General features: G+C 67.1%; 22 protein-coding genes. 17 read left to right on the top strand and 5 right to left on the bottom strand.

All coding sequences use genetic code 11. From position 1 onward, the window contains the following. The first annotated feature begins 2 nt into the window (after positions 1-2). The 10 genes from C6A82_RS00325 to eccA all read left to right on the top strand — a co-directional run bounded on the left by C6A82_RS00325 (position 3) and on the right by eccA (position 12,710). The gene (locus C6A82_RS00325; RefSeq protein ID WP_105342188.1) at positions 3-1,253 is read left to right on the top strand and encodes a PPE family protein; all 1,251 of its coding nucleotides are present in this window, start codon (positions 3-5) and stop codon (positions 1,251-1,253) included. Positions 1,254-1,336: 83 nt separating this feature from the next. After that, positions 1,337-1,648 (top strand): WXG100 family type VII secretion target, encoded by a 312-nt coding sequence (locus C6A82_RS00320; protein ID WP_105342190.1) that lies wholly within the window; start codon positions 1,337-1,339, stop codon positions 1,646-1,648. Between the two features lie 40 nt (positions 1,649-1,688). Then, positions 1,689-1,973, top strand: coding sequence for a WXG100 family type VII secretion target (locus tag C6A82_RS00315; RefSeq protein ID WP_105342192.1), 285 nt, complete (start codon positions 1,689-1,691; stop codon positions 1,971-1,973). Between the two features lie 84 nt (positions 1,974-2,057). Continuing rightward, positions 2,058-2,954 (top strand): ESX secretion-associated protein EspG, encoded by an 897-nt coding sequence (locus C6A82_RS00310; RefSeq protein WP_233216748.1) that lies wholly within the window; start codon positions 2,058-2,060, stop codon positions 2,952-2,954. 98 nt (positions 2,955-3,052) lie between these two features. Beyond that, complete coding sequence (eccB, locus tag C6A82_RS00305) at positions 3,053-4,546, top strand: type VII secretion protein EccB (RefSeq protein WP_105342193.1); 1,494 nt, start codon at positions 3,053-3,055, stop codon at positions 4,544-4,546. 70 nt (positions 4,547-4,616) lie between these two features. Continuing rightward, the gene (locus C6A82_RS00300; protein ID WP_311101577.1) at positions 4,617-6,113 is read left to right on the top strand and encodes a MinD/ParA family protein; all 1,497 of its coding nucleotides are present in this window, start codon (positions 4,617-4,619) and stop codon (positions 6,111-6,113) included. Beyond that, complete coding sequence (gene eccD / locus C6A82_RS00295; protein WP_233216724.1) at positions 6,110-7,630, top strand: type VII secretion integral membrane protein EccD; 1,521 nt, start codon at positions 6,110-6,112, stop codon at positions 7,628-7,630. Before C6A82_RS00300 ends, eccD begins: the two co-directional genes overlap by 4 nt. Next, the gene (gene mycP, locus C6A82_RS00290) at positions 7,630-9,273 is read left to right on the top strand and encodes a type VII secretion-associated serine protease mycosin (protein ID WP_105341791.1); all 1,644 of its coding nucleotides are present in this window, start codon (positions 7,630-7,632) and stop codon (positions 9,271-9,273) included. Before eccD ends, mycP begins: the two co-directional genes overlap by 1 nt. After that, positions 9,270-10,913, top strand: a complete 1,644-nt coding sequence (eccE, locus tag C6A82_RS00285) for a type VII secretion protein EccE (protein WP_311101576.1) — start codon at positions 9,270-9,272, stop codon at positions 10,911-10,913. Before mycP ends, eccE begins: the two co-directional genes overlap by 4 nt. A gap of 45 nt (positions 10,914-10,958) precedes the next feature. Next, positions 10,959-12,710 carry a type VII secretion AAA-ATPase EccA gene (gene eccA, locus C6A82_RS00280; RefSeq protein ID WP_105341639.1) on the top strand — a complete coding sequence of 584 codons (1,752 nt, stop codon included), beginning with the start codon at positions 10,959-10,961 and terminating at the stop codon, positions 12,708-12,710. Between the two features lie 85 nt (positions 12,711-12,795). Here eccA and C6A82_RS00275 read toward each other — a convergent pair whose 3' ends face one another. After that, positions 12,796-14,349, bottom strand: coding sequence for an acyl-CoA carboxylase subunit beta (locus C6A82_RS00275; RefSeq protein WP_105341640.1), 1,554 nt, complete (start codon positions 14,347-14,349; stop codon positions 12,796-12,798). A 79-nt stretch (positions 14,350-14,428) separates the two neighbouring features. Here C6A82_RS00275 and C6A82_RS00270 point away from each other — a divergent pair, with 79 nt between their 5' ends. The 3 genes from C6A82_RS00270 to C6A82_RS00260 are packed head-to-tail and all read left to right on the top strand — an operon-like array spanning position 14,429 to position 16,337. Next, complete coding sequence (locus tag C6A82_RS00270) at positions 14,429-14,923, top strand: MarR family winged helix-turn-helix transcriptional regulator (protein ID WP_105349009.1); 495 nt, start codon at positions 14,429-14,431, stop codon at positions 14,921-14,923. Further along, positions 14,920-15,330 (top strand): DUF5313 domain-containing protein, encoded by a 411-nt coding sequence (locus tag C6A82_RS00265; protein WP_105349007.1) that lies wholly within the window; start codon positions 14,920-14,922, stop codon positions 15,328-15,330. Before C6A82_RS00270 ends, C6A82_RS00265 begins: the two co-directional genes overlap by 4 nt. Positions 15,331-15,353: 23 nt before the next feature. Beyond that, on the top strand, positions 15,354-16,337 hold the full coding sequence (locus C6A82_RS00260; protein WP_105349006.1) for an alpha/beta fold hydrolase: 984 nt from the start codon (positions 15,354-15,356) through the stop codon (positions 16,335-16,337). Here the strand turns inward: C6A82_RS00260 and C6A82_RS00255 are convergent. Then, positions 16,334-16,582, bottom strand: coding sequence for a hypothetical protein (locus tag C6A82_RS00255; RefSeq protein WP_105349004.1), 249 nt, complete (start codon positions 16,580-16,582; stop codon positions 16,334-16,336). The two genes, C6A82_RS00260 and C6A82_RS00255, sit on opposite strands and share 4 nt — an antisense overlap. Before the next feature lie 84 nt (positions 16,583-16,666). On the opposite strand from C6A82_RS00255, the gene C6A82_RS00250 reads away from it, so the two are divergent. After that, complete coding sequence (locus C6A82_RS00250) at positions 16,667-17,080, top strand: EVE domain-containing protein (protein WP_105349002.1); 414 nt, start codon at positions 16,667-16,669, stop codon at positions 17,078-17,080. Positions 17,081-17,090: 10 nt separating this feature from the next. Here C6A82_RS00250 and C6A82_RS00245 read toward each other — a convergent pair whose 3' ends face one another. After that, the gene (locus C6A82_RS00245; RefSeq protein WP_105349001.1) at positions 17,091-17,567 is read right to left on the bottom strand and encodes a hypothetical protein; all 477 of its coding nucleotides are present in this window, start codon (positions 17,565-17,567) and stop codon (positions 17,091-17,093) included. 81 nt (positions 17,568-17,648) lie between these two features. Continuing rightward, positions 17,649-18,101 carry a hypothetical protein gene (locus tag C6A82_RS00240; protein ID WP_105348999.1) on the bottom strand — a complete coding sequence of 151 codons (453 nt, stop codon included), beginning with the start codon at positions 18,099-18,101 and terminating at the stop codon, positions 17,649-17,651. 238 nt (positions 18,102-18,339) lie between these two features. Between C6A82_RS00240 and C6A82_RS00235 the strand changes: the two genes are divergently transcribed. The 3 genes from C6A82_RS00235 to C6A82_RS00225 all read left to right on the top strand — a co-directional run bounded on the left by C6A82_RS00235 (position 18,340) and on the right by C6A82_RS00225 (position 20,426). Continuing rightward, positions 18,340-18,606: a hypothetical protein gene (locus tag C6A82_RS00235; protein ID WP_105348998.1), complete on the top strand. Its 267-nt coding sequence runs from the start codon at positions 18,340-18,342 to the stop codon at positions 18,604-18,606. Positions 18,607-18,680: 74 nt separating this feature from the next. Next, positions 18,681-19,757: a PE-PPE domain-containing protein gene (locus tag C6A82_RS00230; protein ID WP_158261675.1), complete on the top strand. Its 1,077-nt coding sequence runs from the start codon at positions 18,681-18,683 to the stop codon at positions 19,755-19,757. Between the two features lie 144 nt (positions 19,758-19,901). Next, complete coding sequence (locus C6A82_RS00225; protein WP_142406057.1) at positions 19,902-20,426, top strand: hypothetical protein; 525 nt, start codon at positions 19,902-19,904, stop codon at positions 20,424-20,426. A 149-nt stretch (positions 20,427-20,575) separates the two neighbouring features. Here the strand turns inward: C6A82_RS00225 and C6A82_RS00220 are convergent, their stop codons facing one another. After that, positions 20,576-20,803, bottom strand: a complete 228-nt coding sequence (locus C6A82_RS00220) for a hypothetical protein (RefSeq protein ID WP_105348993.1) — start codon at positions 20,801-20,803, stop codon at positions 20,576-20,578. Positions 20,804-22,111 lie beyond the last annotated feature (1,308 nt).

Below are 22,111 nucleotides of genomic sequence, written 5' to 3'. Positions count from 1 at the left end.
CCATGGCGGGCCAGTGGAGTGCGTTCCCCCCTGAGGTGAACGCCGGTCAGCTGATGGCCGGTGACAACGGCGCCAGCATCGCCGCGGCGGCCGCGGCATACGAGGCGCTCGCCGCAGCACTCACCGCCGAGGGCGCGAAGATGGCGGCCACCGCGGGCGTCACGGCGTCGACCGGATGGGTCGGCGCCGGTGGAACAGCCATGATGGCCACGGCGATGCCCTACGTCGCCGCCCTCCAGCTGCTCGCCGCCTGGGTGCAGCAGTCAGCGGTATCGGCCGCGGGTATCGAGCAGGCATACGTCACCGCCAAGACGGCGATGATTCCGGTACCGGTCTGCACCTCAAACCGCACCACGTGGACCGGTCTGGCCATGACGAACTTCTGCGGTATCAACTTTCCGCCGATGGGGGTTCTGGACGGCCTTTACGAGGGGTACTGGTTGAACAACGCCGGGCAGATGGGCGGATACGAGGGAATCGTTACCACGATCCTCACCGCGCTGCTCACCCCGCCGCCACCGGCCCCCCTCACCGCCAATCCCGCAGGGCCTGCAGGCCAGGCCGCCGCGGTCAGCCAGGCAGCGGCGAGCGGCGCGGCCAGCGCCGCGATGTCGCAGAGCCTCAACGGCGTGAACCAGGCGTCCAGCGCGGTGCAGCCGGGCGCCCAGGCGGCAGCCGCGCCAGCGAACTCGATGGCACAGATGCCGATGCAGATGATGAGCCAGCTCGGCCAGCTGCCGCAAATGGCCGCCCAGCCTATGCAGATGCTCGGTCAGTTCCCGCAGATGCTCGGTCAGATGCCACAGATGGCGATGGGCATGCTCGGCCCCCTGTCGCAGGGCATGGGCCAGGGCGGCCTCGGCGGAGCGGGAATCGACAAGGTCGGCCAGTTCGACCAGGCGACGCTGGCGGCCACCACCGATGCCGCCGCACGAGGCGGCGGTGGTGGCGGCGGCGCGGGCGGTCTCGGCGGCGGAGCCGGCGTGATGTCCAGCTTCACCCGACCCACGGGCAGTTTCAATGCACCCGGTCCCCCGAAGTTGCCGACCGGTTGGACGCCGGGAGCCGGAGTTCCGGAGGTGGCCACATCGGCGGGCCCGGCGACGGGTGCCGGCACGGGCGGCCTGTACGGCGCACCGGCTGCCGCAGGTGCCGCGGGCCATATGGGACGCGACGAACGCGGCAGGGACGGTTCCGCTGAGGGCAGGACCATGCAGCTAACGGTTGGTCCCCGCTCCGGAAGGGAGGATTGACCGAAAAATTGGTGCAAAGACCTCCGCGCCAGCGGAATAGGCTCTAGACATCCCGTCAGCAAACTGAAGAAGAGGAATATCTAGTGGGACAGAACATTGTCGTCGGCGCCGACAAACTGCGCGCCGCAGCCAGCCAGCTCGAGAATCTGCGCAACGAGGCCGAGGGCGCTCTCACCAACTACCTGCAGGCCTCGCACAATGTCGCCGGCGGCGGGTGGAAGGGCGACGCGTCGCTGGCCAACGTGGTCACCACCGAGGAGATCCACAACGCCCAGATGAAGCTCAACACCCAGTGGGGCGAGCTGATCCATGCCCTGCAAACCGCGGCGACCAGGTACGAAGAGCAGGAAGCGGCCGCACGCGCCGCCATGCAAGGCGTCTCGCAATCGATGTGACCCGACTGACCTGAACCGACCTATCCGAAAGGACTATCAAATGTTTGCATACAGCCCGGGCGAGATCGCCGATCTCGCGCAGAGCATCGGCGGAGCCGCCAGCCACCTCGAGAACATCCGGTCCTCGGCGACGAACGCCCTCGTCGCGGTCCGCGAGGAGTTCGAAGGCCAAGGCGGTGGATCGTTCGAACACGCCCAGATGCTGATCAACAGCGGCATCGACGAAGGCGTCGAGGTCTGCAACAGGCATTCCACCACCGTCATGCACGTGCTCGATGAGATGGTGAACACCGACATCGCCAACGCAGGCTCGTTCGGCGCGTAGCCAGACCGCCGCACCCGCGCGACAGGGGAGGCCGACCGACGTGTTGGCCTCCCCTGATACGTCTGACACCGACGGAGGGACAGCATGGCAGACCTGACGACGACACCGAACGGAATCTGGATACTTCAGGCGCTGCTCGGCGTCGAGAAGATGCCCACCGCGTTGCGGTTGCGTCCCTTCATCCCGTCGGTGGACGGCGATGGCGCCGTCGCTACGGTGCTAGGCGATGTGCCCTGGTCTCAGACCGCCGAGTATCAATCGCACGTCGCCGCCGAAGTCATCGACGCCGACGGTCGCGTCGACGATGCGGTTCGGGACTGGATGGCCGTCGTCGGCAGGCCGCAGCGAGAAGTCCTTGTGGTCATCCGTCGGCCTGCACCGCTCGACGGCCCAGTGCCCGAGGATGAGGAACCCCCGGCGTTCATCGAGGAGCGCGTGATGTCGATCTGTCAGCGCGACCGCTGGCTGGCCATGATCGCGCGCAGCGGAGACGAGGTCGTGCTCGCCCCACTGGGCGAGGCTGCGCGTAGCGACGAGCAGATCGACTTGATCTGCGACACCTTGATGCACGCCTTCTCTCGCGGGGAGGCAGCGGCGATCTCGGGTTTCAACGTGCCGAGCGCGACATTCGAAGCCACGCTCAGGGAGAACGTCCCCAAGGGTCGCCGGGTACTGGCGACGGCTCTGGCCCGGCTCGGCTTGTCACCCGATCAGGTCGCGGTGCTGTCGGCCGCCTGTCACCTCGACGAATCAGCCATGGCCGTGGTGTCGGTGATCGACCACGGCATACAGGACCACTTCCACGACAACGTCATCGCCATCGCCGACTCCGAGTTCGGACGCATCACCATCAGCCACACGGCCGGGCCCGACGGGACTCGCTGGACGAGCATTTGGCCCACCTCGGTCGAGGGCCTGCGACAAGACATCGGCAAGCTACTCAATTCGGCAAAGGCGCCGGCTGCTTCCGCGGCGCGATAACGCACGCAGCAAATCGATTCGACGCACCGATGAAGACCACGTTCCCTCCCCGAATCTGCGGCTCGACGGGACCGGACCCGCAAGTAAGGTATTGAGTCATGGCTTTGAACCTGGCCAGCGGACTTCAGGTGTCGGCCCATTTTTTCTGGAACCGGCGAAACGCCGCGGCGCTGTCGCACCACGGTGTGCGAATGGAGTTCGACCCCGTGCAGCGGCAGCGCGCATCGCTGATTCTCGGCTTCATTTTCGCGATTCTCGCGGTGGCGTTGATGTTCGTCCTGTCCTGGTTCAAGCCGGCCGGACAGGTCGGGCAGTCGGCGATGCTCGCGGACCGCGATACCGGCGCGACCTTCGTCCTCGTCGACGGGCGCTTGCATCCGGCGGTGAACCTGATCAGCGCGCGCCTCATCACCGGTCAGGCCAGTAACCCCACCTTCGTCAAGGCCAACGAACTGGCGAAGTACCCGCAGGGCCCGTCGGTCGGCATCGCGGGCGCGCCCCCGGCCATGCCGTTGCGCACGGCAGACAGCTCGGAGTGGACGGTCTGCGACAGCGCGCCCGACAATCCCAACGCGGCCCCCATCGTCACGGCGATCGGCGGTCCGCTCTCGATCGGGTCACGCGCCATGCCGCTCGACGCGTCGAAGGCGGTGCTCGCCGAGCACGACGACAAGACCTATGTCATCTGGAATGGGCAGCGGTCGCAAATCGACCTGTCCAACAAGGCGGTGGCCTTGGCACTTGGAGTCGACACCGACGCGCCGCCGCCGGTGAAGATCTCCACCCCGCTGTTCGACTCGCTGCCCGCCACCGAACCGCTGAACTCCCCGGTCATTCCTGCAGCAGGCGCCCCGTCGCAGTTCAACATGGCGCGGCGGGCCGTAGTAGGGTCGGTGCTGTCGGTACGCGACCTGCAGACAGACGCCGACAACTTCTACGTCCTGCTGCGCAACGGTGTCCAGCCGATCTCGCCGTTCGTTGCCTCGCTTCTGCGGTCCGCCAACTCCTTCGGCGACGAGTTGCCCGTGGTGGTCGCACCCGACAAGCTGGCCAGCGTGCCGGTCGTGGACAGTCTCCCGATCGACTACTACCCCACCACCCGGCTGGATCTCGTCGACACCGCCGCCAACCCGGTCACATGCCTGAAGTGGTCGAAGGGCTCAACGGATCGAACCGCTGAAACCGTCGTGCTGTCCGGTAAGGGGCTGCCGATCCCGATAGGGTCAGACAACCGGTTGATAAGGCTGGTGAAGAATGACCGGTCGCCCGAAAGCATCGAAGCCGACCAGGTATATATGTCTGCGGGGGCGACCAACCTCGTGATGGCCACCGGTGCGGCGCCGGACGCCACCAGCCGTGAATCCATGTGGTGGATCAGCGACCAGGGCGTGCGGTACGGGATCTCACTGGAAGACGAAACCTTGCGGGCACTTGGTATTTCACCGTCGCAGGCGCGGCAGGCGCCGTGGCCGTTGATCCGGGTGTTCGCCCCCGGACCAGCGCTCAGTCGCGCCGACGCGATGACGCAGCACGACACCTTGGCAGCGCCCGCGGAGGCGGCGCCGCTGACCTCGGCGAACGGACCGCAGTGAGATCGATGACCGCTCGCAGACCACGAAAAGCACCGGAGGAGACCATGGACACGCAGTCAGGATTGACGCCGTGACCGACCGCGACGACTTTCTGCGGGAACACCTTTCACCCCCGTCCGACGACACGCCGCCCGCTCGGCCGGTCGAGCAGCCGCGCCCGCCCGTGCCAGACGACGGCCAGATCCGCAACGGAGTCGACGAGGTGCCGCGAGCCGGCGGCTCTGACGCCGATGCCCGCCATGTACCCGACGACGCCGTACGCAGGCCCCCGGAGGAGCCGGGTCGGCCTGCGGGCCCCGACAATCCCCGGCCCCGTTGGACAGCGGACACCAGTCGCGGACCGGCCGGACCGCAGCGCATCGCGCCCGGGGGTTTCCGGCAGGCCCCGCCGCCCGCCCGCGGCGGTGACGGGGGCGCCGAGGCCAGGCCGCGGGACGCGGCCGAAGCCGAATCCACCAGGATGATGCCGCCCACCGGCCCCCGCCCCGCCTGGCAGCAGGACTTGTCCCGAGGTGAGCGCACGCCGCGCCCGGCGGGCCAGGATTGGGGCTCGCCGTCGGCGCCGGCCCCGTCGTCGACGAACTGGGCGGTGGCGCCCGCCGCGCCGCCGTCGACCGGCTACTCCTACGTCGACAGCATCCGCACCAGTGAGCTGGTGCCAAGCAAGAAGGTGCCGCCCCGAAAAGGCTGGCGGCGCTTCATCTATCGCGGCACATTCGGGTTGGTCAACCTCGGGCCGTCGCCTGACGAGCAGCGGCTCGCCGACCTTGAAAACAAGATCCGTTCACTGCTGCGCGGCCACTACAAGATCGGCGTGTTCGGCAAGGGCGGGGTCGGAAAGACGACCGTCTCGGCCTGTGTGGGCTCCATCTTCGCCGAGTTCCGTCAGGACGACCGCGTGGTCGCCATCGACGCCGACACCGCCTTCGGCAAGCTCGGCAGCCGTATCGACCCCAATGCCGCGGGGTCTTACTGGGAGTTGGCCGCCGACGAGCACCTCGACACCTTCGCCGACGTTCGCAGCCGGGTAGGCAACAACTCCGCAGGTCTGTTCGTGCTCGCCGGCGAGGCGAGCACGGCCAGGCGACGCGTGCTGGATCCCGCCATCTACCGCGAAGCGACGGGCCGACTGGACCGCCACTTCACGATCTCGATCGTGGACTGCGGATCGACGATGGACTCCGCCATCGCGCAGGAGGTGCTGCGTGACCTCGACGCGCTGATCGTGGTGTCCTCGCCGTGGGTGGACGGCGCGTCGGCGGCAGGCCAGACCATGGAGTGGCTCGCCAACCGCGGGTACACCGGCCTGCTGCATCGCACCGTCGTTGTGCTCAACGACTCCGACGGGCATGCCGACAAACGCACCCGGTCGATCCTGGTGCAGCAGTTCGCAAGTCGCGGACAGGTCGTCGTCGAGGTGCCGTTCGACTCGCATCTGCGGCCCGGCGGGGTGATCGACGTGCAAGCGGAGATGTCGCCCGTGACGAGGCGGCGGTTCATCGAGATCACCGCCGCACTGGCCGAGCACTTCGCCTCCACGACAGACGGACCGCGGGACCGCCGGTGACAACGGTTCGTGAACCGGCCGCCGCCGCGGCCAGTCGCACCGCGACCCCGGTTGAGGTGCCGCCGTCGTGCCGGGTGTCGATTCTTGCGGGCGACTCCCACCAAATCGATCTCGTGCTGCCATCGGCCGTACCACTCACGACGCTGGTGGATCCGACCGTCATCGCCATCAACAAGGTGCTGCGCGGTCGCGGTGCTACCGGACTATCGCCTGCCGCATACGAATTCGCGCGTGCTGCGGGCATGACCGCCTTGGCGTCGGATGTTTCGCTCGCCGGCCACAACATCGCCGACGGCGAAGTGCTGGCACTCGTGCCCGCCGGATCCGCCGAACGGTACGGACCGGTGGTGGAGAACGTGTCGACGGCGCTGGCGCAGTACGCATCCGATCACTTCGTCCGGGTGACGGCGAAAACCGCGATGGCGGTCGCGGTGGTGATCATCGGGGGCGCGCTCGGGGTGGCGAGCGCCCTGTTGTGGCGGCTGCGCTGGGCTCACGAAAGCGCACTTCTGGTACCGATCCTGTTCGCGGCCGCCACCATCGGGTTGCTCATCACGGTCGCGGTGGGCGCCCGGGTCGGAGCGGGACGCGTCATCACCGACGGCGCCGCATGGGCTGCGCTGGTCACCGCGGGGCTGGCCGCCGCGACGATACCGCCGGGCGGTTCGCCGGGCGCTCCGCACGCCTTCCTCAGCGCCGCAACCGCTTTGGCGGGCGTCTGGCTGCTCGTGCGATTCACCGGCCGGTACTGGACGGCGGCCGCGGCGATCATGACAGCGGGCTTCGGCGCGGCGGTGATCGCCTTGGTGCGGATGTACTGGGAGGTGCCTGCCCCCCGGATCGGGATCGCCGTGCTGGTGGCGGTTCTTGTCGCCGTCTCCACCGCGCCCACGATCGCACTGCGCATGGCGAACGTCCCTCGGCAAACCTTCGGATCCATCACCGGCCGCGACATCTTCGCCCGCGCTCCCGGTCAGCCGGAGGACACGGTCTCCCCCGTCGAAGACGGCCCGCCGTCCGATGTCACCCTCACCGGCGAACAGGTGGCCGCCGCGGCTCGCAAGTCGAACACGGTGCTGACCGGCGTGCTGCTCGGCGTTGCCGCCGTCGCGGTGCCCGCGGCGTGGCTCACCGTGACCCCGCACGGCGGGCGGGAATGGGCGCAGCTGGTCGTACTCGGAGCCGTCGCCGCCGTTCTGATCCTGCGCGCCAGGGCATTTCGTGACCGGCGACACGCGATCATCCTGGTCGGCGTCGCCGTCACCGGTCTGATCGGTGCGGCCGCCAAATACGGGCTCGAGGCCGCGGCGGACGACACGACCATGACGCTCGTCGCCGCGGGTGCGGCACTCGGTATCGCGGCCCTCGCCCTGGTGGCCGCCACCGTCGTCCCGCCGCGGATCTTCTCCCCGCCGATCCGAAAGGTCGTCGAGTACACCGAGTACATCCTGTTGGCGTTGGTGATCCCCTTCGCCGCATGGGCGCTCGGCATCCTGCAATACATCCGCTACCACTGATGCACCGGCTCACCCGAGGCGCGCGGACCTCTTCTGCGACGGCAGCGGCGGTGCTGCTGGTCGGCGCCAACCTGGTAATGCCAGCTGCGGCTGTGGCCGTCGAACCGCCGGGTGTGGACCCCGCCGCATTGCCGCCGGACGACACACCGGGGCCCGATCAGGAGATGAAGCAGCAGAACACCTGCGCCGATCCGCTGACAGTCGCGACACCCGACGTCACTGCGGCGGCACCGGGAAACGTGATGCTGGACATCACCAAGGCGTGGAGGTACTCCACCGGCGCGGGCGTGACCGTCGGGATGATCGACACCGGCGTGACACCGAACCCGCGGCTGCCTGCCCTGTTCGCCGGCGGCGACTATGTGATGGGTGACGAGAACGGAGGCCTGTTCGACTGCGATTCGCACGGCACCGTCGTCGCCTCGATCATCGCGGCCCAACCGTCCGACCCGGCGGCCAAACCCCCGCCGATGCCTGCCAACATCGGGCCGCCGCCGCCCCCACCGGAGGTGGTGGCGTCACCGTTCCCGACAACGCCCCCACCTGCGCCGCCGAAACCGAGCACAGTGACGGTGACCGCACCACCGGCGCCGCCCGCCGAACCGCCGCCGCCGCCGGAGGAGGTCGCCCCCGCGGCCGGCCCGGGCGGAGCCGAAGTGCCACCGGTGCCCGGCCCGCCACCCGGCAGCCCCGACGGCGTCGTCGGAGTTGCGCCCGATGCCGCGCTGATCTCGGTTCGGCAATCCTCTTCGGCGTTCGGGCCGGCACGGCCGCAGCCCGGCGACAACGACGAGATCCGCCGCAAGGCAGGCGATATCGCCACGTTGGCCCGTGCCGTCGTGCACCTGGCCAACCTCGGGGTGAAAGTCATTAACATCTCGGTGACGGCCTGCATTAACGCCGCACAGCCCATCGATCAGGCCGCACTCGGCGCCGCAATCCGCTACGCGGCCGTCGAGAAGGACATCGTCATCGTGGCCGCCGCGGGCAACGAGGGCGAGGGTTCGGCGTGCGGACAAAATCCGTTGTTCAACCCGCTGCGGGCCGACGACCCCCGCGACTGGCAGGACGTGTCCACCATCGTCACGCCCGCCTGGTACTCCGACTACGTCCTCACGGTCGGCGCGGTGTCGCCTGACGGCCAGCCGCTGCCGCAGAGCATCGCCGGTCCGTGGGTCGGCGTCGCGGCGCCCGGCCTCGACGTGATGGGCCTCGCCAGCGTCAACGGGGCGCCGATCAACGCGCTGCCCGGCCGTGAGCCAGGCAGGGCGGTGCCCTTGTCGGGCACCAGCTTCGCCACCGCCTACACGTCCGGTGTGGCCGCGCTGGTCCGCGCGAAGTACCCACAGCTGTCGTCACATCAGATCATCCGGCGGATCACCGAGACCGCGCACAACCCGCCGCGCGGTTTCGACAACAAGGTCGGCTACGGCGTCATCGATCCGGTCGCGGCGCTGACATTCGATGTGCCGCCTGGTGATCGGCTGCCGACGGAGCACCTGACCAAGTTGCTGAACGTGCCCGAACCTCCGCCCGCACCCGATCTCCGGCCGCGGCACACCGCGCTGATCGGCGCTGCGGTCGTCGGCGCACTCGCCGTGGTGGTGGCCGCCGCCGCGGCAGTCCGGCGGAGGCGCTCATGAAGGCGCGCACCATCGGCGTCAACGCCTCGATCCCCGTGGTGGTCGGGGTGGAGGTCGCGACGCTCGCCGCCATCCTGATCCTCCCGCCGGGCCGCTGGTCGTGGTGGCCGACGGCGGCTACCGCGGTGGTGGCGATTCTTGCGCTGATGCTGACCGTGTACCGCCGCACCGTCGTGAAGTGGATCGTCGACCGGGTCCGCTGGCGGCGCCGACGGCGGCGCACCGGCACACCCGCCCCCAGCATCGATATTCCGCACGGTGCTTCGCTTTACGGCGTGCGGATGCCGGAGCGGATCGTTGGCGACGCGATCACGATGATCGAGGTGACCGGCCAGGCCTACTCGCCGACACTGCTGACGGGTTCGGCCACCGCGCTGACGCCGAACCGGTTGCCGCTCGACGCGCTCTCCGGACTGCTCGATCAGCCCGGCGGCATCAAGCTGTCCGGTATCGATGTGGTGTCCAGCGGCCTGCGTGTGCGTCGCGGCACCGGATACCCGCCGCTGTACTCCACGCTGCTCGCCGACCGTCCCGCCGCCGGGCAGCGCCGAACGTATCTGGTGGTGCGGCTGGACGTCGCGAACTCGGTGCGCGGTCTGACCTACCGCTCGACGGTCGGTGCGACCGCCGCGGCGGCCACCGAGCGCATCATCAACACGCTGCTGCAGCGCGGGGTGCGGGCTAAACCGCTGACCGCCAAGGACATCGACGCGGCCATGGTCGACCTCGGTGCGAATCTCGCGGTGGTGCCCGCAGGAGACGAGCCCGCCAATGCACCTGTCGGTCCGCGCATGCCGACGCCGGTGGCCCCGACAGAGGAGTGGAAGACGATTCAGGCGCACCCCGGCTACCTGACGTCGTACTACTTCTCTCCCGAGGACATCACCACCAACACGCTCCAACAGATGTGGACACTGCGCTCCGACGCTGTGGTCCAGACGATTTCGTTGACGAAGCGGCGAGGGCCCACCCAGGGCCGCGCATGGGTCTCGGCGCTGGTGCGGGTCAACGACCCTCAGGCGCCGACGCAGCCTCCAACGCTGTATCTGAACCCGCTGCCCGGTCATCAGGGGCCCGCGGCGCTCCGGTCGGCACCGCTGCCGCGCAGCTTCGACGCGATGCCTGCACGTCCGCTCGATGCGTCACAGCTCGATATTCCGGTCGGCTCCTCCGGTGTGCTCATCGGCACCACACAACGGGGCGACCTGCTGCTGTTGTCGCTGACCGATCCCGACCAGGCGACCCGGATCGCTCTGCACACCGGCATGCCGTACGCCTGCCAGTTGCTGGTGCGCGCCGCCGCCGTCGGTGAACGCATCGCGATCTACACCGACAAGCCGGCACGGTGGCGCCAGCTGGAACAGCCGTTGATCGCGGTCGTCGATCACAGGCATCCGCCGGAGTTCGTGCCGTCCATCGTCGTCAGCGACAGGGCCGGCGGACCGCCGCCTGCCGGCCTGGCATCGACGGTGATCGCCATCGGTGACGCAGAGAGCAACGCCGCGACACCGGATCTGTCGTTCACTCAGATCTCGGCCTCGACGGTCCGGATCGCCACCTCGGCGTTCACCACCGATGTCCAGATCGCCACGTTCAAAGCGGAGCAGCCCTTCCTCGGCTCCGTAGGCCAGACCGCATAGGAGAGCGCGCGTTTCGATGACTTGCGCGGACGTGAGGAGCAGCAATTGACCGCAGCGACCGATCAGCGCCGGTCGTTCGACACTGCGATCGAGCGCTTCAAGGCGGGCGACACCCGCGGCGCACTGTCCGGTTTCGTCGCGATCACCGCGGCGCAGCCGTCGATGTCGGACGCCTGGCTGGCCAGGATCGCGTGCGGTGACCACGCCATCGACGTCCTCGAGGCGGCGCACCGCAACTCTCGCTCGCTGTACCGGGAGACGCGACGGATCGGGTTGGTCGACGGCGATCTGCACGCGCGGCTCGACGCGCCGCTGTACGTGACGATGCCGGTCTGGTCGCGCTCTTCGATCGCGCTGGCGTACGCGTCTACCTTGATCGCCGACCGGCGGTTCGCCGAGGCGATCGCCGTGCTCGACGATCCCGTCGTCGCCGGGGACGCAATGGCCGCACAGTGGTCGCAGTTCGTCGGCGCGACGGCCTACCACCTGTCGCACCGATGGCCCGACGTCCTCCAGGTCACCGCCAAGTCGCCGCCGGCGCACGCCACCCACGTCGTCGACGATCTCACTGCGGCCGTCGACACCCTCTCCGCGGCGGCCGCCGCCAGCATCGGCCAGTTCCAGACCGCGCTGGACCGCGCGCACACCATCGCGACCAAGAACCAGTACATCGCCGCCGACGCCGCACTCACCAGGGGCTGGTGTCTGCGCGAGCTCGGCCAGGAGGATGCCGCGCGGGCGTCGTTCGAGCGGGCCACCAACAACGGCGTGCTGCTCGACGCCGCCGCGGAGGCACTGAACAACCCTGGCTACCGGTTGATCGTCACCGACGCCGAAACCATCGCCACCCGAACCGATCCATGGGATCCCAGCACCGAGACGTCGCGGGCGCAGCGCGCGGCCGAGGAGCGGGAGGAGCAGAAGGACACGGTGCTCGCGGAGGCGCAGCGCAAGTTGGACGAACTGATCGGGCTGAGCGGTCCGAAGGAACAGATCACGGTGTGGCGCACCGAGATCCAGATCGACCAGATCCTCGCCGCCAGGGGCGAGGAGACGTCGATGACCAACGAGAACCACATGGTCCTCGAAGGCCCACCCGGTACGGCGAAGACCTCGTTCGCCCGCATCGCGGCGGAGATCCTCTTCGGGTTGGGCAAGATCGAACATCCCACCGTCGTCGAGGTAACCGAGGAGGACCTCGTCGTCGGGTACATCTCGCAGACCGCCGCCAGGATGAAGGAAGTGTGCGAATCCGCGCTTGGCGGTGTGCTCTTCATCGACGAGGCCTACCGGCTTGCGCCCGAGCAGGAGGGTCACTCCTTCGGCAAGGACGCGATCAACACCCTGCTGAAATTTATGGAGGATTCTCGCGACCGGCTGGTGGTGATCGTGGCCGGCTACCCGAAGGAGATGCGGCGCTTCCTGGCTGCCAACCCCGGTCTGGCGTCGCGATTTCACCTGACGCTGTCGTTCACCAGTTACACACCCGACGAGATCGTCCAGATCGGTCAGATGATCGCGGGCAAGGAGAAGCTCGCGATCGCCGATACGGCGTGGCCGCTGCTGCGCGACGAGGCGGCGCGGTTGCGCGACACCCCGATCGAGCAGGGCACCGCGCTGGACACCGCGGGCAACGGCCGGTTCGCGCGCAAGGTCATCGTCCACTGCAAGCACGAACGCGCCCGGCGGCTGAGCACCACGCCCCCGCAGCTGCTCGCGCAGGCCGCCGCAGCCGACCTGGTGGTCAACGACGACGACATGCGGCGTGCCATCGCCGCCGCGCTCGTTATCAACTGACCCGCGACGTTCTGCGCGAAATTGCATGCGGCCAGAACTCTTTCGAGAAGGGCCCTGTTGGAATGCCATTTCGCGGAAGGACAGATCACCAGGTGTCGACGAAGCGCCGTGACGGACGCGGCTCCACGTGCGCGGTCGCTGCCGTCAACGTCTCGGCGACGATGCGGCGGGTGTCGGCGGGATCGATGACGTCGTCGATCTCGAACATCTGAGCAGCGTTGAGCGCCTTGGCGTTCTCCTGCGCTGCCGCCGTCGCCTGCCGGACCCGTTCCTCGCGCTCGTCGTCGTCGGCGATCGCCGCCAACTCCTTGCGCAGACCCAGCCGCACGGCGCCCTCGAGGCCCATCGGGCCGAGATGGGCGCCGGGCCAAGCCACGGTGAGCACCGGCTCGTGCAGACTTCCGCCCGTCATAGCCTGTGCCCCAAGGCCGTACCCGCGGCGCAGCACGACCGCGACAAGTGGAACACCCATGGCGGCGCCGGCGACCAGCATCCGCGACGCGCGGCGCACCAGCGCTTCGGACTCGGCAGCCGGGCCTACCATATAACCGGGGCAGTCGATCAACGAGACCACCGGGATGCCGAAGCAGTCGCACAGCTGCAGGAACCGGGCCGCCTTGTCGGCTGCGGCGGCGGTGATCGCGCCAGCCATGTACCGGGTGTCGTTGGCGATCACGCCGATCGCCCGGCCTTCGATCCGCGCGAACGCGGTCACCATTTCGCGGGCGAATCGCGGCCGCAGGAACGTCACCGATCCCTCGTCGGCCAGTGTCTCGATGACCGGGCCGACGTCGTAGGCACGCCGCTCACGCTCGGGAATGATTGTGCGCAAAGCGGATTGGTCTCCGCCGTCGCGCGCGGGCAGTGCCCCCTGGAAGTAGCCGAGCAGCCGCTTGGTCACCGCGACAGCTTCGGCCTCGTCGGCAACCACGACGTCGACGACGCCGTTGGGTTCCTGCATCGATACGGGGCCCACCTCGTCGGGATGGACGTCGCCGAGGCCACCGCCGGCGATCATCGCGGGGCCGCCCATGCCGATCGATGCATCCTTGGTCGCGACGATCAGGTCGGAGGTTCCGGCGATGACGGCGTTGCCCGCAAAGCAGCGGCCCTTCACCACCGCGATCCTCGGCACCAGGCCCGAAAGCTGCGCCCACAGCTTGAACGCGCGCGTCTCCAGCGACGACACCGTCGGGAAGTCGGTGTCGCCGGGCCTGCCGCCGCCACCTTCGGCGAAGAACACTGTCGGCAGTTGCATGCGCTCGATCAGTTCGAACAGCCGGTCCTTCTTGCGGTGCCCGAGATACCCCTGGGTGCCGGCCAGCACGGTGTAGTCATAGGACAGCACGGCCGCGGCGCTGCGCTCGTCGCCGAAGTGCTCGCCGTTGATGCGCGCGGTGCCTGCCACCAGACCATCCGCCGGGGTGCGCGCAATCAGGTCGTCGAGGTCCCGGCGGAAGCGCTGCGCGGCGATCGCGAACCGGCCGTACTCGACGAACGAGCCGGGGTCGACGAGGTCGTCGATGTTTTCGCGCGCGGTGCGCCCGTTCGAGGCCCGCCTGCGCTCGACTGCGTCGGGCCGCGCGGCGTCCTCGGTCAGCGCCCGACGGCGTAAGAGCTCGGCGTGGTCGTCCCTCATGGCGCTGAGCCTAGCCAACGGGCCGGTGAGGTCCGTCACCAATTAGATAGCGCCCTAACTATTAGGCTACGATCAAGGTGTGACCGTCATCGACGAGCGGGTCGACCCGCTGGCGCTCGAACGCCAGGTGTGCTTCGCGCTTGCCATCACCAACCGGGCGGTGCTCGCCATCTACCGGCCGCTTCTCGAGCCGCTGGGTCTGACGCATCCCCAGTATTTGGTCATGCTGGCACTCTGGGACCATCACCGGTCCGACAGGGCCGGGCGGGCCCTGTCGGTCAAAGAGATCGCGTCGTCGCTGCAGCTCGATTCGGCCACCTTGTCGCCGATGCTGAAGCGCCTCGAGGTGCTTGGTTTGATCACCAGGACGAGGTCGGTCTCCGACGAGCGCGCGACCGACGTGGCGCTCACCAAGGCGGGTATCCAGCTGCGGCGCAAGGCGGTCAAGATTCCGCCCGCCGTCGTCGACCGGCTCGGGGTCGGGCTGGACGAACTCGAGCACCTCCACGCGGTGCTCACTCGGATCAATGGCGCCGCGCTGGCAGCAGGCGCCCTCGAAGGAGACAGCAGATGAAGCGGCCCAGCGCATTTCAGTACCTTGGCTATGTTTTCGGCCGCAGGCTCCCCAACGAATACCGCGAGTGGGTGGCCCATGATCTCGCCGATCATGGGGCCGTTCGCAGGCACATGCTGCGTTACGCCATTCCACCGTTGCTGATCCTTGCGCCCTTCTGGCTGCTCCCCGCGTCTCTCTACGTACACCTGGAGATGACGGCGCCCATCTACATCTGGGCTCTACTGATGGCTCTCGCTCTCAACAAGGTGTGGCGCCGGCATCGGCTGGCCCAGCACGGCCTTGACCCGAACCTTGTCGACGAAATCAACCGGAAGAAGAACGCCCACATGCACGACGCCTACATCGCCAAGTACGGGCCACGCCCGGAAGAGGCGAAGTGGCAGCGCAACAGCAGCCCGTTCTAGCGCTCGTGTGATTGCGATCGAGTATGGGTGCAGGTGTCACCGAACGGGTCATCGATACCAATGGTGTGCGATTGCGCACGCTGGAGGCCGGCCGGCGCGGTGACCCGCTCGTTGTGCTGGCGCACGGCTTCCCCGAGCTCGGCTATTCGTGGCGGCACCAGATCCCGGCGCTGGCCGCGGCCGGCTATCACGTCCTAGCGCCTGACCAACGCGGATACGGCGGGTCATCGCGCCCGTCCGCCATCGAGGCCTACAGCATCGCCGAACTGACAGCTGACCTGGTGGGGTTGGTCGATGATGCCGGTGCCGACCAGGCAGCCATTGTGGGCCACGACTGGGGCTCGATCATCGCGTGGACCATGCCGTTGTTGCATCCCGACCGGGTGGCCGCGGTGGCGGGACTGGGCGGCCCGCCTGTACCCCGCCCGACGAGGCCGCCGACAGTGGGCTGGCGAGACAAGTTCGGCGACCACTTCTTCTACATCCTCTACTTCCAGGAACCGGGCGTCGCCGACGCCGACCTCGCGCGCGATCCTGCTGCCACGCTGCGAAAGACGCTCGCTGGTCGGCTGCCCGACAACGCCGAAGCCGCACGGATGGCGCAGCCCGGCCCAGAGGGTTACGTCGAGCGGCTGCCGGCGCCGGGAGCACTTCCCGAGTGGCTGAGCAGAAGCGAACTCGACTATTACACCAGCGAATTCACTCGAACGGGCTTCACCGGGGCATTGAACTGGTACCGCAACTTCGACCGGAACTGGGAGCTGATGGCCGACCCGCCGGCCGACACGATCACCGTTCCGTCGCTGTTCCTCGCCGGCACCAACGATCCGGTGCTGTCTTTCACGCCAGTCGACCGCTATGCGCAGGTGGTCAGCGGACCTTACCGACAGCTGCTGATCGACGGGGCCGGGCACTGGATTCAACAGGAAAGGCCGGCCGCCGTCACCGAGGCACTGCTCGAACTTCTCGCCCAAGCGAAGTGGCAGTCGAACAGCAGTCCGTTCTAGCCGCTGTACAGCGAGTCGATGACCTGGTTGGCCGTCCGCAGATCCACGCCGGTTTCGTCGCGGTAAGCCTTCATCGCGCCGATCTTGTTGCCCGCTGCGACGAGTTGCCGCACACGGTCGGAGACTTCGGTGGTGGCGAGCGCTGCTAGGTCGGGCATCGGCACACCCGTCTGTTTGTAGAGGTGGCGGACGAGCTGATCGAGCGGGCGCAGCCGGTCATAGATGTCGCTGTCGTTGGACGTCACCGCGTCAGTCTGGCACCCCCGGGTTATCCACAGGCTCTTCTTCGGGCCCGCGCAGGTGTCGGTCCGGCGACTTAGCCTGCGGGCATGACGAACTGGATCAACACGGTCAGCCGAGACCACGTCGAACGTGGTGTCCGCGGCCGTTTCACACAGGCGAACCACGGTAAGCCGCACATGCTGAACAAAATGACCCGAGGCGACTGGATCGTCTTCTACTCACCGCGCACCGTCTATCCCGACGGGGAACCGTTGCAGGCGTTCACGGCCATCGGGCAGGTCGCCGACGACGAGCCTTATCAGGTGGAGGTGTCCGACGACTTCCGTCCGTTTCGACGCAATGTCGACTTCCTGCCGTGTGCAGAGACGCCGATCAAGCCCCTGCTCGAGAAGCTCGACTTCATCGAGGACAAGATTCGCTGGGGCTACAAGTTCAGATTCGGGGTGTTCCGGATCGACGACCACGACCTGGACGTGCTCCGCTCCGCGATGACGGGCTAACGCGGTCCGGCTAGACCTCGTCGGGCCAGGCACCCTGCGGATCGAGACCGCCGCTGTCAGCCCCTGAGTCTGGTCTGCCCCACTCGTCCCAGGCGTCCTGGCGTCGGTCCCGCGGGTCGATGATGCGGCGCCGCAGCTCGAGCAACAGCTCCTCGGTGGGCACCTGCGCTAGCGCGTTGGGGTTCATCGCCCGCAATGCATATCCCTGGGTCGCGGGGCTCGGATCGGGTCGGCGAAGGCTGGATACGAGCTCGTCGGGTTCTCCGCCGGCCAGGATCCTGTCGATGCTGCCGGGTGCCCAGGCCAGCTTGTTCTCCAGCATCGCGTACGTGCCAGGGCTTGCCTTGCGCACGCCGTGCTCGATGTCGGCGAGGGTGCGCACGGTGAATTGCAAACTGGCGGCTAGGTCAGTGCGGCTGCGGAAGCCGAGCGCGACGCGCCTGCTGACGACATGGTGCCCGAGCCGTTCCAGAGCTCGTCGATCCATATGGGAATCATGGCGCACGGGTGGCCCGAAGTCGAGTCACCATGCCCCTTTCTTTCCACTTTGTGCGCGACGGCATGGAAATTACTTCCGCTGGATGCCCGCCAGGTCGGCGCGGATCTGGGTGACCGCTTCCCAGAAGATCTCCTCCACCTTTTCCTTCGAAAGGCCGACGACCTCCACCTTGGGCACTCCGGCCAGTTCTCGGCGCACGACCTTTGCGTCCGGAAGTGCGTCGCCGGTCCACCACTCCTGCCGGATCGCGAAGTCGTCGAACCGCTCGCCCTCGTCCGTGTGGCGCAAGGCGGCGCGACGCTTGCTGATGGGGACGCGCGCCCACCACTCGGCGCGCCAATAGGGTCCGTCGTAGGTGGCGGGCGGTGCACCGATTTGCCATTCCTCGACCTGTACCGGTTCTACCGGCGCGATGCCGTTGTAGGCCTGGGCGAACCCGTATGCCTCGCCGCTATCCAGGTAGATCCGCTCGATGCGGTAGGTGTCGGCGCTACCCGCCGTCACCACGTACACCGTCTTCATCGCCACCTCCCGAGTCGCTGGTGAGCGGACATCAGTCTGACAGGAGTTGCGCGGTCGCGTCCGACAAACCGCATGGGACGTGCGGCCGGTGCGGTCGAGGAACTAGATGGATTTAATTGCCGTCTTAAACGGATGTGATCTGCGCTGCGGCAATATAATTTTCGTGATTCTTGACACAGTTGCCGTTTGTTTCCTACAGTTGCCCGCAATGTAGCGGTACTTATGCGGGAGGCAGCCTGTGAGCAGATCGGTCGGGGACAGCGGCGAACGGGACGAGCATTCGCTGGACACCACCTCGGGCGGCTTCATTGCCGCCAACGTCGAGAAGTTCTGGTCACACCCCGACCATTACCGCAGTGATGTGTATCGCCTCTTCATGGTCACCAGCGAAGGCGTGGACGGCGAGCACGTCGTACGGGCGGTTTACGCCACCAGCGAAGACGACGCGCGCCAAGCGCATCAGGAAAATTACGCCGACGAGACCATCCTGGCGGTTCAGGAATGAACGCGGCCCGGCTCGTCACATCAAGGCGATGGCTTGGGCGGTTCGCGCCGTCCCTCGCGGCCATCGTTCCGATCTTGGCGTTCGCAGTCCCGTCGGTTGCCGATGCGGCCACGGTCTACACGCTGGAAGGCGGTCTGGTAGGTGTCATCCCCGGCGCCAACTTCACCGCCGGTCAGCTGCGCGGGGATCACTGCGAGGAACCGAACACTTGTCAGAACCTGCCGTACACCGCTCTGCCGGACGGCCGCCTCGTCGACCAGGGCGCAGCTAGCCTGCACTCGGCGATCATCCGCAGCGATCGACAGGTACTCGCGGTCGGGCACTCCGAAGGCGGTCAGGTCATCTACGAGCTGCTGCGCGACTACGAAACGGACCCGGCCAGCGCACCGGACCCAACCACGTTCAGCTGGATCAGCATCGGCAACCCTGAAAACAAGTTCGGCGGCGTGCCGTGGAGCGGTTACGACGGCGAGCGCGGCTTTCCTGAGGAGACCGACTACACGGGGACAGAGGTAATCCGGCAATACGACGGCTGGGCCGACTGGCCTGACGACTCATCCAACCTCCTAGCCGTGGCCAACGCGGTCGTGGGCATGCAGACCATCCACACGGACTACACGGACGTGGACATCACGTCGCCCGACAACGAGACATACCCCGACGGGAACGTCACCTACGTCTGGGTGCCGACTGACACCCTGCCACTGGTCGCATGGACCGGCCCGTTCGCGCCCGCGTTAGATAACGCCCTACGGCCCGCCGTGGAGAGTGCGTATGACCGGCCCGTCTCGATTCCCGACCCGACGCCGCCGTCGGTGCAGAGCACGAGTTTCGCCGAACCCGAGACCTCGCTAGCGAGCCACGAGTTGCGTTCGGGTAACACGGATTCCGCGCCTTTGCGTCCGCCGAAGGTTCGCAACAGCCTGAAGGCGATTCCAGGTGAAGGCGCGGACTCAAGCCGCCCGCATCCAATGGCGGCTAGCGGCGGACCCGTTAGGCGAGGCCACCGAATTGCAGCGCTGACGTCGGTCGCGAAGTCGATCAAATCGAGTGTTGGTAACGCGGCGCGGATTCGTGGGCGCGGCGGACCGGACCAAAAGCCCGCCGCGAACGGCAACCGACTCAGGCACGGGCACGAACCGGCCAGCTGATGAGCTTCCACACGGAAACTGCTCACCCACAGGCTGAGTGGCCCTAGCTCTTACCGGGACCGGGGCCACTCGACTCGCCCGAAACCTCGGGCAAGTAACCGGACGGGGAAATCCTCGTCCAATCTCATTGTAAGGAAATGCGACATGACAGTTCGCAAGATAGTTGCAGGATCAGTTCTGGCTGCCGGGTTGGGCGCAGTGGGAATATTCGGTGCTGGAACGGCTTTCGCCGTCGATCCAGCACCAGCACCGAGTGGTCCGGGCATCTCGTTCTCCAGTAACGGCGGAGCCGCCACCACCTTCGGGAACGGTGCGACCGCCAACTCGGGCACGGTGGGCAAGAACAACCAGGCGCTGGCGATCAACACAGGCCTCTCGCCGCTGGGGTCATCGGCCACCGCGCTGGGTGAGCGCAACAACGTCGTCTCCATCGACGGTCACTCGGTCACCGGCTCCGGCACGTCGGGCAACAATGTCATCACCGCATTCGGTGTGACCACGCTGGGTGGCAACACACACGACAACACCGTCGTGAACGTCGGCGGTGTCGTCACCGCCAGCGGCCAGGGCAACGACGCAGGCGTGACGAACCTGTCCGCGTGCGGCAGCACGCTCACCGGCCAGGCCGACCACATCACGGTCAACAAGGTTCCGGGCGGTCTCTGCTAGCCATCTCCAAACAAGGCTGAGTGGCCCCTGATCTTTGACGGGACGGGGCCACTCGGTTCATCACCTTCGACAAATCCGACCGGTGTGGTCTAGGGCGCCACCTAGCTGTGTTGAGGCGATCCGGAACTAGCTCGGATAGGGGCGCGCTGTCACGTCTTCGTTGGTCGTCGTGCACAGAAATCGTGGGCCTCGTCATAGCCATAGTCCCCGCCCTCGCCGACGTTCACACCCGACGGGGCATCGACTCGATGTAGCCACGCCATCTCGCGCACCGGCCCGACCTGCATGTCGTGTGCCTCGTCGTACTCATAGTCGTGGCCCGGGTCGATGCGAGGGGTATCGGCACCGGGCCTGCGATTAGGCCTGGTCTCTTCCACGTCGCACCTTCCTTCTCCGGCGTCAACTTACCTTCGGCCGCCGCATGTCATTGTCGCGCGACTGACGCGCGCTTGGACTCGAAGTGACGCATTGTTCGACCACAACTGAACACCGCCTCGGCGGTCGGCCACAAGCGCTAGGGTGACGAGGTGAGCAACACCGATGCCGCACCGGCCGAAGTGGCCTGCGCGGCATCGGCATTCACGGACGTCGTCCCAGCTGTCTTCGCGCCGGTCCCCCGGCAAGATGATGTGGCGTCGTAGTTCGAGCACAACAACCCCTCGGTGGAAGCCTGCAACAACCCGTTGGGATTCATTGGCTACAGTGCCTATTTCGGGTCGGAGTGTTGGGGTTCGTCCGGCACAGTGTGGAGACAAGCTCGTTTGGTTCGCAGGGCCAGTTCTCAGCGCACGACCTTGGCATCCGGCAGTGCGTCGCCGGGCCATCACTCCTGCCGATCGCGAAAGTCGTCAAACCGTTGGCCCTCATCCGTCTGCGCAATGCGGCGCGGCGCTTTCTGACGGCGACGTTTGCGCCCACCCCTCGGCGCGCTAGCACGGGCCGTCGTAAGTGAGGCGGGGGCACCCCTTCCCCTTCCTCCACATGGACCCGTTCTACCGGCGCGATGCCGTTGTAGGCCTTGGCAAATCCACATGCGTGGTCGCTGTCGGACTAGTTCCGCTCGATGCGGTAAGTGTCAGCGCTACCCCTCGTTGACACGTAGATCGTTGTTAATCGCCATCGCCGGGATAGCTAACCCATGCCTAACAGCCTTACAACAGTTATGTCGTGCCGCTGGGACAGACCGCATCAGCTGCTCTTACCTGCCTTTGTCCTGAAGTCTTATGGATTCATCTACCTCTCTACGCCGTTACGTCCCCCGTGCGATAGTCCTTCGTTCCGCAAATTTTGACATATTTGCTATTTCTCCATACTGTTGCGCGCAATGCAATCGCCTAGCGAGAGACACTCCATGCGACGGTTACGCCGTCGGGCACAGCTGGCAACGGATGAAGTATTCGCTGAGTACTTGTCCAGGCTGGTCTCGTCGCAGGCGCAGGCGCAGGTGGAATCGCAGCCGTCGGCAGGTGCGGCCGTTGATGTGATCAGTGAACACGTGAGACGAGCCACGCGCTGCGCCCTGCGGCAATCCGCAGATGAACTGATGGCGCGGGAGCGCGCCGACCCAAAGCCGTCAGCAACCTGAAGAACACAGGCTGAGTGGCCCTAGCTCTCAGCGGGGACCGCGGCCACTCGACTCTCGCCGCCAATTGGGACGAGAGAACCGGACGGGAAAGGACCTTCGT

The sequence above is a fragment of the Mycobacterium sp. ITM-2016-00318 genome (genome assembly GCF_002968285.2).
Lineage (GTDB): Bacteria > Actinomycetota > Actinomycetes > Mycobacteriales > Mycobacteriaceae > Mycobacterium.
The sequence above is the reverse complement of the archived record's forward strand: the minus strand, read 5'-3'. Positions and strand labels throughout refer to the sequence as shown.

Excerpts from the sequence above, each read along its gene's own strand:
- C6A82_RS00240 (WP_105348999.1), bottom strand. The coding sequence starts at position 18,101 with ATGAAGACGGTGTACGTGGTGACGGCGGGTAGCGCCGACACCTACCGC.
- C6A82_RS00275 (WP_105341640.1), bottom strand. The coding sequence starts at position 14,349 with ATGAGGGACGACCACGCCGAGCTCTTACGCCGTCGGGCGCTGACCGAG.
- eccB (WP_105342193.1), top strand. The coding sequence starts at position 3,053 with ATGGCTTTGAACCTGGCCAGCGGACTTCAGGTGTCGGCCCATTTTTTC.
- C6A82_RS00225 (WP_142406057.1), top strand. The coding sequence starts at position 19,902 with ATGACAGTTCGCAAGATAGTTGCAGGATCAGTTCTGGCTGCCGGGTTG.
- C6A82_RS00250 (WP_105349002.1), top strand. The coding sequence starts at position 16,667 with ATGACGAACTGGATCAACACGGTCAGCCGAGACCACGTCGAACGTGGT.
- C6A82_RS00310 (WP_233216748.1), top strand. The coding sequence starts at position 2,058 with ATGGCAGACCTGACGACGACACCGAACGGAATCTGGATACTTCAGGCG.
- eccE (WP_311101576.1), top strand. The coding sequence starts at position 9,270 with ATGAAGGCGCGCACCATCGGCGTCAACGCCTCGATCCCCGTGGTGGTC.
- C6A82_RS00245 (WP_105349001.1), bottom strand. The coding sequence starts at position 17,567 with ATGGATCGACGAGCTCTGGAACGGCTCGGGCACCATGTCGTCAGCAGG.
- C6A82_RS00265 (WP_105349007.1), top strand. The coding sequence starts at position 14,920 with ATGAAGCGGCCCAGCGCATTTCAGTACCTTGGCTATGTTTTCGGCCGC.
- C6A82_RS00315 (WP_105342192.1), top strand. The coding sequence starts at position 1,689 with ATGTTTGCATACAGCCCGGGCGAGATCGCCGATCTCGCGCAGAGCATC.
- mycP (WP_105341791.1), top strand. The coding sequence starts at position 7,630 with ATGCACCGGCTCACCCGAGGCGCGCGGACCTCTTCTGCGACGGCAGCG.
- C6A82_RS00260 (WP_105349006.1), top strand. The coding sequence starts at position 15,354 with ATGGGTGCAGGTGTCACCGAACGGGTCATCGATACCAATGGTGTGCGA.
- C6A82_RS00325 (WP_105342188.1), top strand. The coding sequence starts at position 3 with ATGGCGGGCCAGTGGAGTGCGTTCCCCCCTGAGGTGAACGCCGGTCAG.